Origin of the sequence: Micromonospora sp. NPDC006766, from assembly GCF_040636055.1 — a bacterium.
Taxonomy (GTDB): Bacteria; Actinomycetota; Actinomycetes; order Mycobacteriales; family Micromonosporaceae; genus Micromonospora.
The window spans coordinates 111,012-122,490 of record NZ_JBEYIX010000006.1 but is presented as its reverse complement, the minus strand read 5'-3'; the positions used below and the strand labels follow the sequence as shown (position 1 = coordinate 122,490).

Below are 11,479 nucleotides of genomic sequence, written 5' to 3'. Positions count from 1 at the left end.
CGCGCGCAGTTTCACGCAAATCCTGTGGAAAACCTTCGACGATGCGGGCGCCAGCGCTGGCGGGCAGCTGCGCGATGTGCGGAAGCGCACCCGGTGTCCGAACCACGATTCCGCGATCGCCTCCATGTTCACACCGCAGCCGGTTACGCTCTGTTCACGGTCAGGTGGATCGGGTGCCGACGCGCCGACCCACACGCCCGTCGGGCGACCGCCCGGCAGGGACCCAATGCGGGGCTCGCTCGCGGTTGCTGCCGCCCCGAGGTACGGCCAACCGGTACTCTCGGCGGGTGGCTGCGACGATGACCGGTGAGCAACCGGGGGCTCCGCAGACCCAGCAGGGTCTGGTTGGCGCCCTGCTGGGCCGTTTCGGTCACCTCATCCGCGAGCTGAGCAAGTTCGCCACGGTCGGCGGGTTCGCGTTCGTCATAGACCTGGTGCTCTTCAACTACCTCGCCAGCGTCCAGCACACCTCGCCCGTGGTGGCGAAGACCGTCTCCACGGTGGTCGCGGCCACCATGGCGTTCCTGGGAAACCGGTTCTGGACCTGGCGGCACCGCTCGCGCTCGAACCCGGCCCGCGAGTACGCGCTGTTCTTCCTTCTCAACGGGGTGGGCCTGGGCATCGCCGTGGGCTGCCTCACGGTCAGTCGCTACGGGCTGGGTGCCATCTGGCCCCACGTGTTCCAGACCGCGTTGGCCGACAACGTGGCCAGCTTCATCGTCGGCACCGGCCTCGGGACGTTGTTCCGATTCTGGTCGTACCGACGGTTCGTTTTCGTCGAGCCGGGAACTCTGCCTGTTCTGGGAACGAGCCGCGACCGAGAGTCCAGGGCGTGAGTCACCGCCCATCCCGTCCCGCCGGGCCGAGCCGGCCCTGCCCGCTGCCCTAAGGTGTTTTCGCATGCCTGGAGTCCGTCTGCTGCCCGAGCGCTGGCAGAAGTTCATCCATGAGGCGCTGAAATTCGGCATCGTCGGCGGCATCAACACCGTCATCAATTACGCGGTGTTCAATGCGCTGGCCCTCACGCTTTTCCGAAACGGCCAGCTCAAGGCTGCCGTGGTCGCGACCATTGTGGCAACGATCACGTCATATCTCATGAATCGGCACTGGACGTACCGGGACCGCCCGAAATCGGCCCTTCGCCGGGAATACACCCTTTTCTTCCTGTTCAACGCGACCGGCCTGATCATCGAACTGGGCGTCCTGGCCGGCGCGAAGTACGGACTGGGCGTGACCAGCCTGCTGACGCTGAACGTGGCGAAGACCGGTGGCGTACTGCTGGCCACCGTGTTCCGTTTCTGGTCGTACCGGACATTCGTCTTCCAACCACCGCCGGAGCACGTCGCGGAGACCTGGCACAGCATCCCGCGTGACGAGTGGGACAACGTCGGGGAGTTGGACCCGGTGGCGGAGCTGGCCGAATCGGTCAGCGAACTGGAAGAGACCGAACCCCGACCGGGCGTACGGACCGACCACGCGCCACAGCAGGGGCGGCCCGCTCCGGCGGAAGGGGGCCTCGGCGGCACCCTCGGCGCGGGCCTGAACCCGGAGCTGGCCACCGATTTCCAGGCCCCCCGCAACGGTCCCCGCCACTGACCGTCGCCCACCCGCTCACACGGGTTCAGGACGAGGTATCGCGCAACGGTTTGCCGTCGCGCAGATCGGCGAGGATCTCGCGCATCTCGCCGTCGCCCAGGCTGTGCTTGTCGTGGTGGGCCTCGACCAGCTCGTAGAGCCGGGTCTGCACCCGGTCGACGTGCGGGACGTCGCGCAGCACCGACTGCCCCCGCTCACCGGCCGACTCGATGGTGAGCGTGCCGCAGCCGAGCAGCCGTTCGACGAACTGCTGGTGCATGGAGTGGTCGTTGATCCGGGTCAGCGGCAGGTCCCGCCGGTCACGGGAGAAAATGCCCTCCTGGAGCATCACCCGATCGTTGGTGAAGAGATAGTGGGTGGTGCGCCACACCAGGAGCGGCCACAGGCCCAGCCAGAGCACCAGCACCAGGCAGAGCCCGGCGAGCACGTAGAGCGCGATCGTGCCACCGCCGCCCTCGGGCAGCAGGACCCAGCCCGCCGCCACCGCCGCGACGGCGAGCAACAGCACCAGGACCGGCCGGATCAGCGCCTTCCAGTGCGGGTGCAGGTGCAGCACGACGTGCTCGTCTTTGGTGAGCACGTCTTCGGGGAACGCCACGACAACCTCCTCGCAGAACAGGACGCGCTGACCGTAACCGGTCGACGCTCGTAGCGGGAAGACCGTTCCATTCAGCGCAGGTGCAGGACGTCGCCGGCGGCCAGGCGGAGGGCTCCGGTCGGCGCGTCGACCATGAGCTGGCCGTCGGCGTCCACGCCGGTGGCGGTGCCGTGCACCTCCCGGCCGTCGGGCAGCAGCACCCGCACCTGGCGGCCGATGGTGGCGCAGGCCGCCTCGTACGCCTCCCGCAGGCCGCTGGCGAGGGCGTCACCACCGGCGTCGCGCCAACGGTCGTACCAGTCGGCGAGGGAGCGCAGCAGGGCGCGCAGCAGCGGGTCCCGGTCGGTGGCGGTGGCCCCGGCGAGTTGCAGCGAGGTGGCCGGCAGGCCGGTCGGGTTCTCCGGCAGCTCGTCGGCGCGGAGGGTGACGTTGAGGCCGATACCGACCACGATCGCGGGCGGCCGATCCGCGGACCCGCCGGGCACCGCCTCCGCGAGCACCCCGGCACACTTGGCGTCGTCGATCAGCAGGTCGTTCGGCCACTTCAGGCGAGCCTCCAGCTCGGCCAGCCGGGCCACCGCCTCGACCAGCGCGACCCCGGCGAGCAGCGGCAGCCAGCCGTACCCCGAGGGGGGCACGGGCGACCAGCCACGCTCCGGAACGGCCTCGCCGGGCCGCAGCAGGACGCTGGTCGCGATGCCGGCCCGTGGCGGCGACTGCCAGTTCCGGCCGCGCCGGCCCCGGCCGGCGGTCTGTCGCTCGGCGACCACCACCAGGCCCTCCGGCTCGCCGGCCTGGACGGCCTCGACCACGTCGGCGTTGGTCGAGGCGGTTTCCGCGCGCAAGTCCAGGCGACGCCACGGCCCGTGCGGGGCGACCAGCGCCTGTCGCAGCCGGGCCGCCGACAGCGGCGGGCGGTCCAGATCGGTGTACGGGGAGCCGGGCATCCCGCCAGCCTACGGCCTGCCGCGACGCGCGGTGGCCCGTAGCCGGTGAGGTGCACTGCCCAGCGGCACCCACCTGAACCATCGTTATATTTTCTGGGTGACTACCGAGACCGGGATCAACATCCACACCACCGCCGGCAAGCTGGCCGACCTGGCACGCCGGGTCGACGAGTCGGTGCACGCCGGGTCGGCGCGCGCGGTCGAGAAGCAGCACGCCCGGGGCAAGCAGACCGCGCGGGAGCGGATCGAGATGCTGCTCGACGAGGGCTCCTTCGTCGAGCTGGACGAGTTCGCCCGGCACCGGTCCACCAACTTCGGGCTGGAGAAGACCCGGCCGTACGGCGACGGCGTGGTGACCGGCTACGGCACGGTGGACGGCCGGCAGGTCTGCGTCTTCGCCCAGGACTTCACCGTCTTCGGCGGCTCCCTCGGTGAGGTTTTCGGCGAGAAGATCGTCAAGGTGATGGACCTGGCCATGAAGATCGGCTGCCCGGTCATTGGCATCAACGACTCGGGCGGCGCGCGGATCCAGGAGGGGGTCGCCTCGCTCGGCCTCTACGGTGAGATCTTCTTCCGTAACGTCCGGGCCAGCGGCGTCATCCCGCAGATTTCGCTGATCATGGGCCCGTGCGCGGGCGGCGCGGTCTACAGCCCGGCGGTCACCGACTTCACCGTGATGGTCGACCAGACCTCGCACATGTTCATCACCGGCCCCGACGTGATCAAGACAGTCACCGGCGAGGACGTCGGCATGGAGGAGCTGGGCGGCGCCCGGACCCACAACGCCCGCAGCGGCAACGCGCATTACCTCGGCGCCGACGAGGAGGACGCGATCGAGTACGTCAAGGCGCTGCTGTCGTACCTGCCGTCGAACAACCTGGACGAGCCGCCCGTCTTCGACGCACCCGCCATGCTGGAGGTGACCGACGACGACCGGGAGTTGGACACGCTGATCCCGGACTCGGCCAACCAGCCGTACGACATGCACCGGGTCATCGAGCACGTCCTCGACGACGGCGAGTTCCTCGAGGTCCAGCCGCTCTACGCGCAGAACATGCTGGTCGGTTTCGGCCGGGTCGAGGGCCGCCCGGTGGGCGTGGTGGCCAACCAGCCCATGCAGTTCGCCGGCACGCTTGACATCGCCGCGTCGGAGAAGGCGGCCCGGTTCGTGCGTACCTGCGACGCGTTCAACATCCCGGTGCTGACCTTCGTGGACGTGCCCGGCTTCCTCCCCGGCACCGGGCAGGAGTGGGACGGCATCATCCGCCGCGGCGCCAAGCTCATCTACGCGTACGCCGAGGCCACCGTCCCGAAGGTCACCGTCATCACCCGCAAGGCGTACGGCGGGGCGTACGACGTCATGGGCTCCAAGCACCTCGGCGCGGATTTGAACTTCGCCTGGCCGACCGCGCAGATCGCGGTGATGGGTGCCCAGGGCGCGGTGAACATCCTCTACCGGCAGGAGCTGGCCAACGCCGAGAACCCGGCGGCCGCCCGCGCCGAGAAGATCGCCGAGTACGAGGACACCCTGGCCAACCCGTACATCGCCGCCGAACGCGGTTACGTCGACAGCGTGATCCCGCCGCACGAGACGCGTACCCAGATCGTCCGGGCCCTGCGGGTGCTGCGCACCAAGCGCGAAACCCTGCCCCCCAAGAAGCACGGCAACATCCCGCTCTGACCTTTCGGTGGTCAGCAGCGGGGGTTCGCGGCGGCGCACATACGCGCCGCCGCGACGGCGGCCAGGCGGCGCAGGTCGGATTCGGTGTCGGTGGGGCCCACCTTGATGACCGAGACGAGGTCGCCGACCCGGACGACGGCGGTGCTGTCCGGCTTGGACTCCTCCTCCAGCGGCTGCCCGGTGTCCAGGTTCCGGGCCTCGACGACCGTGTGCCGCAGCAGCACGGATTCGTCGCCGGCGAAGTCGCGGTCGACCTCCTCCCAGGAGTGGACGACCTGCGCTCTAATCGTCATACCCTGCCACTGGGCCGGGCCGTCGGACCGCCACTCCCGGCACGGTGCCAGCGTCTTGGTCAACTCCGCGAAGATCCGGTCGGCCACGTCCGGCGCCACGCGGTAGACGTCCTGGCTGAGCAGGACATCGCTCGGTGGCTGCTCGGCGTCGCCCGGATTCCGGAGCAGGGTCATCGAGCGGGAAGGGCGGGACGGCTCCCACTCCACCTGCTGCCCCTGGCGGGTGCGGCAGTATCGCAGCATCTCGTCCAACTGAACCCCTTCGCCGAGACCCGCCTGGGTCAGCGGGGGCTCGGCCTTAGCCTTCACGTCAGCGGGTCGCAGCAGCACATCCGGCGGGATCTCGGCCGCGGGCGAGACGAGGGGCGAGCGCCGTGGGAGGGCCGGTTCGGACGCTCCGGTCGCTGACAGGGTGGACGCCAGCCCGGACGCGGACGACGGCCCGGCGATGATGGACGGTGCCCCGGACGAGCCGGGTCGGGCCGCCACCGCCACCGCGACCGCGGACGCCGAGGCAACAGTGAGCACGGCCATCGCCGCCACCACCACCGTGCGCCGGCTGCGTCGCCTAGCCCGGGCCCGGATCTCCATCGGCTCGGGCCAGCGGACGTTCCCCAACTCCCGCTCCAACAGTTCGACGAATTCCAGGTCGTCGTCACGCATCGGCGGCCTCCTCCAGATCCACCACCGCGAGCAGCCCGGCGAGCGCGGCGCGCCCCCGGGACAGCCGCGCCTTCACCGTGCCGACCGGGGCCGCGGTCTCCCGGGCGACCTCGGCGACCGGCATGCCGAGCAGGTAGTAAAGCGCGATCGCGGTGCGCTGCTCCTCGGGGAGCCGGCGCAGCGCAGCCACCACATCAACAGTGTCGGTGCTGGGCGGGGCGATGCTCTCCTCCGCCCCGTGCCGCAGGTATGCCCGGGCCCGGCTGCGCAGGCTGCGCCACCGGCTCACCGCGATCCGGCTGGCCACCACGCGTACCCAGGCTTCCGGGTCGTTGTACCCGCGCACCGTCGGCCAACGCTGCCAGGCCCGGATGTACGCCTCCTGCACGGCATCCTGCGCCTCGGCGAGGTTGCCGGTGAGCACGTAGACGAACCCGAGCAGCCGTTGTCGGCTGCCCCGGTAGAACTCGTCGAACCCGTCGGCGTCCGGCACCCTGTTACCTCCCCCGTGGCGGTCGCAGGGGAGACGCCTGACACCGGGGATGCGGTTGCAGATTCATCCGTCCGAATCTGCCACGAGCCGGGCGGCGCTGGGGACCGGATTTGAGTGCGGGGGCGCGGAGCAGCGGCCCTAGCCGAGAAGGCCCGCGTCGGTGAGGATCGGGCCGGCGAGCAGCAGCGCGCCGAGGGCCAGCGCGGCCAGGTTGACCACCATGAACACGGTTACCCAGAACAGGGCGGGGAACGGGGTGAGCCGGGCGAGCTGGTCGGCGTCGGACTCGGGCATCCGGCCCCGGCTGCGTACCCGTTGCAGCTCGACCACCGGACGCACGCCGGCGAAGAGTAGGAACCAGACCGACGTCCAGGCGAACGCCGCCTGCACGTCGGGGGACGCGTACCAGGAGACGGCCAGCACCACGCCGCCGGTGACCAGCAGTGAGAGCACGCCGAAGACGTTGCGGATCAGCAGCAGCATGGCCAGCAGCAGCGCGACCGCTACCCAGAGCAGCAGGGTGATCCGGTTGCCGGCGAGCAGCCACCCGCCGGCGAGACCGATCAGCGGCGGGGCGACGTACCCGGCGAGCAGGGTGACGATCATCCCCGGCCCGGTGGGCCGCCCGGCGGAGAGGGTGAGCCCGGAGGTGTCCGAGTGCAGCCGGATGCCGCGTAGCTTCCGGCCGGTCAGCAGGGCGGCCAGGGCGTGACCGCCCTCATGGGCGATGGTCACCGCGTTGCGGGCGATCCGCCACGGCACCCGGGCGACGACCACGGCCAGCGCGACGGCGGCGGTGATCAGCACCAGCAGCGGCGGCGGGGCGGGCTGCACGCCGAGCAGCTTGTCCCAGAGGGTGGTGAGGCCGTCGATCAGGGGCATGGGGCCGCAGCCTACCTCGCTGGTCAAGATGCAGCTCTACGCGATCGCGCAGATCCCGTGGTACCTGCTGGTCGAGCAGGACGGCGACAGTCACGCGCTGCGGCTGCACCGGCTCGACGGCGGCCACTACGTGGAGGACCGGCTGGCCAAGGCCGGCGAGACCCCGACCCTCACCGAGCCGTTCCGCTGGACACTGGACCCGGCCACCCTGCGCTGACCGGCCACCGGCCAGCGGTGGGGCGGCGCGGCCGTCGCGTGCCGGATTCGGTCAGGCCTCACGTCGCGTGCGGGCCATACGGCCCGTCCCGTCGGGGTGGTCCGCCACGCCAGTCGCCAGGTCGCCACCCCCGCGACGACGAGAGCCGCGACCGTCAGCACGGCAACCGGCGCGGGGAGGCCGGCGCTCACCAGCAGCAGGATGACGTCCCCGAGCGCGACCAGCATCCACAGTGCCAGCCGGGGCCCGATGTCGTTGTGTCGGTGGCCCATGTCGTACCTCCTTCCGTCGTCGCAAATTCCATACCCCGTGCGACGGAAGGCCATGCGGATCGCGTTCGCTGCGGCCGGAGAGCCGAGTCTCAGTCGTCCTGCCGGTCTGGGACGAAGCTCTCGGTGATGAGGGCGAAGTTGGCGAGGTTGGCGTCCCAGTCCTTCACCGGCACCTCCCAGCGCAGCGCGAAACCCCGGTTGCTGGCGGTCACGAAACCCCGGTTGCGGGTGTGGATCCGGACGCCGTCTCGCGTCTCCAACCAGTCCCAGTCGGCGCAGGTGCGGTAGTAGGGGTTGCAGCGCTCGATGCTCAGCTTCTTGTAGTTGTGGACGAAATTCTTGCGGTCCTTCTCCTTCGACTTCCAGTCGGCGTAGGCGTCAGTGCCCGGCGTATTGGTCCACTGCACGAGCAGCCGCCGCGGACTGTTGGGGTCGATGAGCAAGACCTGATCGGATTTCTCGTTGGTGGCCCGCCACCCGTCCTGGATCGGCACCTTGAAGCCGGTGCGTCCGGTGTAGTAGTGCCAACCGACGGGCAACCCGTCGGCGAGCTCGGAGGGGGTCGGCGACGGGGTGGGGCTCACGGTGGGCGCGGCGCTGGTCGGGGCGGCCGACGTGGGGGCGGCCGACGTCGGCGGCGCGGCGCTGGTCGGGGGCGGCGCCTCGGAGGCGACCCCGGTCGGCTTTCCGCCGTCGCCCTTGCCGTCGCCGCTGGTGAGCAGCATCGGTACGCCCACCCCGAGGCCGAGCAGCAGCACCAGGGCCAGCGCGCCGATCAGCAGGTTGCGCTGGTTGCGCGCCGGCTTCGTACCCGGAATGACCGCGGCGCGGCCGGTCGACGGCGCCGGACTCACCGGCGCGGCCGGAACGGAGGTGGACTTTCCCGGCGGGGCCGGCGGGGCGTCGACGACCGGCGACGCGTCGATCCGCGTCTCGCCAAGGGTGGGTTCGGAGCCGTCCACCACCGTCTCGCCGGCGTCAATCCTCGGGGCGGCGTCGAGCTTCGTGGTCGGTTCGGCAGCCGGCGGGTCCACCTTCGCGGTCGGCGCGGCGTCCGGGCCGTCGGGCAGCATGGCGGTGGCATCGGCGGCTGCGGCCGTACCCGTGTCGGGTTTGCGTGGAGCCGGGGTGACGGGCGGGCGCTCGGCGCGGTCGTCGGCCGGGCGCGGCGCCGGCACCACCGGCGGGCGCGGCTCGCGCGGGCCGTTCGGCCCCGGCCGGCGTACGCCATCCAGCAGCGAGATGCTCCGCGCGCGCCGCCCGGCGGCCTTGCGGAGCAGGCGCTCCGCCACCTCGGCCGTGATCCGCTCGGCCGGATCCTTACGCAGCAGGCCCTGCAGCACCGGCTTGAGCGGACCGGCGTTCTTCGGCTGCGGAAGCGGTTCGACGGCAAGCGCGGCCAGGGTGGCGATCGCCGACGGCCGGGCGTACGGGGACTTGCCCTCCACAGCGGCGTAGAGCGTCGCGCCGAGCGACCAGAGGTCGGCCTCCGGCCCCGCCGTGCCGTCGTGCGCCCGCTCCGGAGCGATGTACGCGGGCGAGCCGAGCACCAGGCCGGTGCGGGTGACGTTCGGGTCGCCGGGGATGGTGGCCAGGCCGAAGTCGGTGAGCACCACCCGGCCGTCGGTGCCGATCAGGACGTTGCCCGGCTTCACGTCGCGGTGCATGATGCCGGCCTTGTGGGCGGCCTTCAGCGCGCCCAGCACCCCGAGGCCGATCTGGATCGCCTGGGCCTGCGGCACCGGCCCGTCCTCGGCGAGGATGTCCTGCAACGACTTGGACGGCACATACTCCATGACGATCCACGGATCGCCGTCGGTGCTCAGCACGTCGAAGATGCGGACCACGTTGACGTTGTTCAGCCGGGCGATCGCCCGCGCCTCCCGCAGCGAGCGTTCCCGCATCTCGCGGCGCTCATCCGGGGTGAGGCCGGGCGGCGGAACGAGCTCCTTGATGGCCACGTCCCGGTGCAGCACCTCGTCGCGCGCCTTCCACACCCGACCCATGCCGCCCTGGCCGAGCGGCGAGATGAGCCGGTACCGGTCGGCGACGAGTTGGGGAAGCGCGTTAGACATCGCTGAAACCGTACCCGGCTGCCCCAACGGGCACATCGCCGGCACGCCACTGTGCGGCGAAGGTCAACTTCTGGGCGCGTACCCTGGCCTCATGCCTGCCGAAGAGCCGCTGTTCCGGATCGTCCGCGGGGTGCCCACCGCCGAGGAAGTGGCCGCCCTGGTCGGGGCGATCGTGGCGCGGACCCGACCGGCCACGGCCGCCGCGCCGGCCGCCGTGTCGCACTGGGCGCGCAGCGCCCGTCCAGCGGGCGCGGCGCTCGTCGCCGGCCCCGGCGCGTGGCGCGCCTCCGGCCTGCCCCGCTGAACCTTCCCGGGTACGCGGGGCTGCCAGGACCCCCGCCGAGCCGCTAGCCTCACTCTCGGAAACGGTGCGGTGACGGACAGGGAGGCCCGATGATCCCCGAGGAGGACCGGCCGGCGGGCTGGCTGCGAGGCTACGGCGGCATCGAGGCTGATATCCGACAGATGCGCGAATTCGCCGACAGACTCCAGGACGAGGTCACGCGCAACTACGCCGCGCATCTGTCGTACATCGCCGACGACATGAAAACACCGATCCCCAACCCTGCCGACGCGTTCGTCGAGCTGGTCCACTTCCTCCAGGCACATCACGAGACCCAGCAGGCCACCGTCCACATGGTCTGGGACCTCGCCCCCGCCACCGGCCACCTGGCCGACGCCGCGGGCCGGATCGCCGACCAGTACGTCCACACCGACGCGTTCGCTGCCGCCCGGGTGGTGGATGTCGAGCGGGCGCTCAGCCACTCTGAGGCGATCGGGGGACGCCCCGTGCCCAGGCTGCCCGGCCCAACCTCGCCCGCAGACGGGCCGGTGATGCTGCCATGATCGAACGGGGCGGCGGCCGCACGTCAAGCCTCACCGACTGGCACCTCATGAGCGTGCTCGGCATGTGGGCGTGCCTCCAGGACCAGGAGACCGCCGGGCACTGGAAGCAGGTCGCCGGGTGGCGCAAGATCTGCGACCTGTCCCGGACGCACCTCAGCCGGCTCAAGGAATACCGCCGAGGGCTCGCCGAAGCCTGGCCACCGGAGACCAGCGCCGCCGCGCGGGCGTACCTCGGCGAGCTGGACCAGCTCATCGACAAGGTGCAACGCACCCACGACACCGCCGCCGCGAACTACGACGCGCTCGCCGCCGCCGCCCGCGCCATCGCCAGCACCCGCACCGGCCTCAAACCGATCCACGACGAGTACGCGGCCAAACTCCAGCAGAAGCGGGCGTACGAGGCGATACTCGCCGACCCGAAGGCGGTTGCCGGCAGCCGCCTGCCCGACCAGCCGCCGGTGACGGACGCGGACCTGGAACGGCTGAACGTCCAGGCACGGGGGCTGATGACGGGGCTGAGCGGCGAACTCCAACAAGCCCAATTCATGCTCCGCCAACCCCCGCCGAGACCAGTTCCGAAAGTGGATGAGCCCGTTCACCCACCAAGCGCTGATGGGCCAGTGCCGGTCATTCCGCCTATCGTCGCTATACCGCTGACAGTCAGCCCCACCGCTTCTGGAACCCGACCCTCCACCGTGCTAACGCCAACACCTACATCCCAGGCTCCAACTGTCGGCCCGATCTTGGGCGGAGTAAGCCCCGGCTTGACCCCAGCGCCCTTGAGTCCCGGCGTTACACCCGGCCATCCCACTCCTCCGGCGCAACCTGGCCACAGTATTACTGGACCGCTACCCCCAACCGCTGGTCCGCAAAAACCCCTGCCCACTATTGGTTCGCCCTACAACAGAACTCCAGC

At 71.0% G+C, this 11,479-nt stretch carries 12 protein-coding genes; 6 read left to right on the top strand and 6 right to left on the bottom strand.

Going from position 1 to position 11,479, the window contains the following annotated elements:
- Positions 1–299: 299 nt before the first annotated feature.
- Together ABZ671_RS09860 and ABZ671_RS09855 are read left to right on the top strand one after the other, a co-directional pair.
- On the top strand, positions 300–836 hold the full coding sequence (locus tag ABZ671_RS09860) for a GtrA family protein (RefSeq protein ID WP_357854347.1): 537 nt from the start codon (positions 300–302) through the stop codon (positions 834–836).
- A 64-nt stretch (positions 837–900) separates the two neighbouring features.
- A complete protein-coding gene (locus tag ABZ671_RS09855; protein WP_357854145.1) occupies positions 901–1,596 on the top strand; it encodes a GtrA family protein in 696 nt (231 codons plus the stop codon).
- Between the two features lie 25 nt (positions 1,597–1,621).
- Here the strand turns inward: ABZ671_RS09855 and ABZ671_RS09850 are convergent, their stop codons facing one another.
- Together ABZ671_RS09850 and ABZ671_RS09845 are read right to left on the bottom strand one after the other, a co-directional pair.
- Entirely contained in the window at positions 1,622–2,194 is a 573-nt protein-coding gene (locus ABZ671_RS09850; RefSeq protein ID WP_357854142.1) for a PH domain-containing protein, read from the bottom strand.
- A 71-nt stretch (positions 2,195–2,265) separates the two neighbouring features.
- Positions 2,266–3,141 (bottom strand): biotin--[acetyl-CoA-carboxylase] ligase, encoded by an 876-nt coding sequence (locus ABZ671_RS09845; protein WP_357854139.1) that lies wholly within the window; start codon positions 3,139–3,141, stop codon positions 2,266–2,268.
- 97 nt (positions 3,142–3,238) lie between these two features.
- Between ABZ671_RS09845 and ABZ671_RS09840 the strand changes: the two genes are divergently transcribed.
- Positions 3,239–4,822, top strand: a complete 1,584-nt coding sequence (locus tag ABZ671_RS09840; protein WP_357854136.1) for an acyl-CoA carboxylase subunit beta — start codon at positions 3,239–3,241, stop codon at positions 4,820–4,822.
- Positions 4,823–4,833: 11 nt separating this feature from the next.
- Here the strand turns inward: ABZ671_RS09840 and ABZ671_RS09835 are convergent, their stop codons facing one another.
- The 3 genes from ABZ671_RS09835 to ABZ671_RS09825 all read right to left on the bottom strand — a co-directional run bounded on the left by ABZ671_RS09835 (position 4,834) and on the right by ABZ671_RS09825 (position 7,153).
- On the bottom strand, positions 4,834–5,778 hold the full coding sequence (locus ABZ671_RS09835) for a hypothetical protein (RefSeq protein WP_357854133.1): 945 nt from the start codon (positions 5,776–5,778) through the stop codon (positions 4,834–4,836).
- Positions 5,771–6,271, bottom strand: coding sequence for a SigE family RNA polymerase sigma factor (locus ABZ671_RS09830; RefSeq protein ID WP_357854130.1), 501 nt, complete (start codon positions 6,269–6,271; stop codon positions 5,771–5,773). The genes ABZ671_RS09835 and ABZ671_RS09830 overlap by 8 nt, the downstream gene beginning before the upstream one ends.
- A 138-nt stretch (positions 6,272–6,409) precedes the next feature.
- Positions 6,410–7,153 (bottom strand): M50 family metallopeptidase, encoded by a 744-nt coding sequence (locus ABZ671_RS09825; RefSeq protein WP_357854127.1) that lies wholly within the window; start codon positions 7,151–7,153, stop codon positions 6,410–6,412.
- Here ABZ671_RS09825 and ABZ671_RS09820 point away from each other — a divergent pair.
- The gene (locus tag ABZ671_RS09820; RefSeq protein WP_357854124.1) at positions 7,152–7,370 is read left to right on the top strand and encodes a hypothetical protein; all 219 of its coding nucleotides are present in this window, start codon (positions 7,152–7,154) and stop codon (positions 7,368–7,370) included. The genes ABZ671_RS09825 and ABZ671_RS09820 overlap by 2 nt on opposite strands.
- A 361-nt stretch (positions 7,371–7,731) precedes the next feature.
- Here the strand turns inward: ABZ671_RS09820 and ABZ671_RS09815 are convergent, their stop codons facing one another.
- Complete coding sequence (locus ABZ671_RS09815) at positions 7,732–9,717, bottom strand: serine/threonine-protein kinase (protein ID WP_357854121.1); 1,986 nt, start codon at positions 9,715–9,717, stop codon at positions 7,732–7,734.
- A gap of 91 nt (positions 9,718–9,808) precedes the next feature.
- Here ABZ671_RS09815 and ABZ671_RS09810 point away from each other — a divergent pair, with 91 nt between their 5' ends.
- Together ABZ671_RS09810 and ABZ671_RS09805 are read left to right on the top strand one after the other, a co-directional pair.
- The gene (locus tag ABZ671_RS09810) at positions 9,809–10,021 is read left to right on the top strand and encodes an acyl-CoA carboxylase subunit epsilon (RefSeq protein WP_357854118.1); all 213 of its coding nucleotides are present in this window, start codon (positions 9,809–9,811) and stop codon (positions 10,019–10,021) included.
- 89 nt (positions 10,022–10,110) lie between these two features.
- Complete coding sequence (locus ABZ671_RS09805) at positions 10,111–10,563, top strand: hypothetical protein (protein ID WP_357854115.1); 453 nt, start codon at positions 10,111–10,113, stop codon at positions 10,561–10,563.
- Positions 10,564–11,479: the final 916 nt, after the last annotated feature.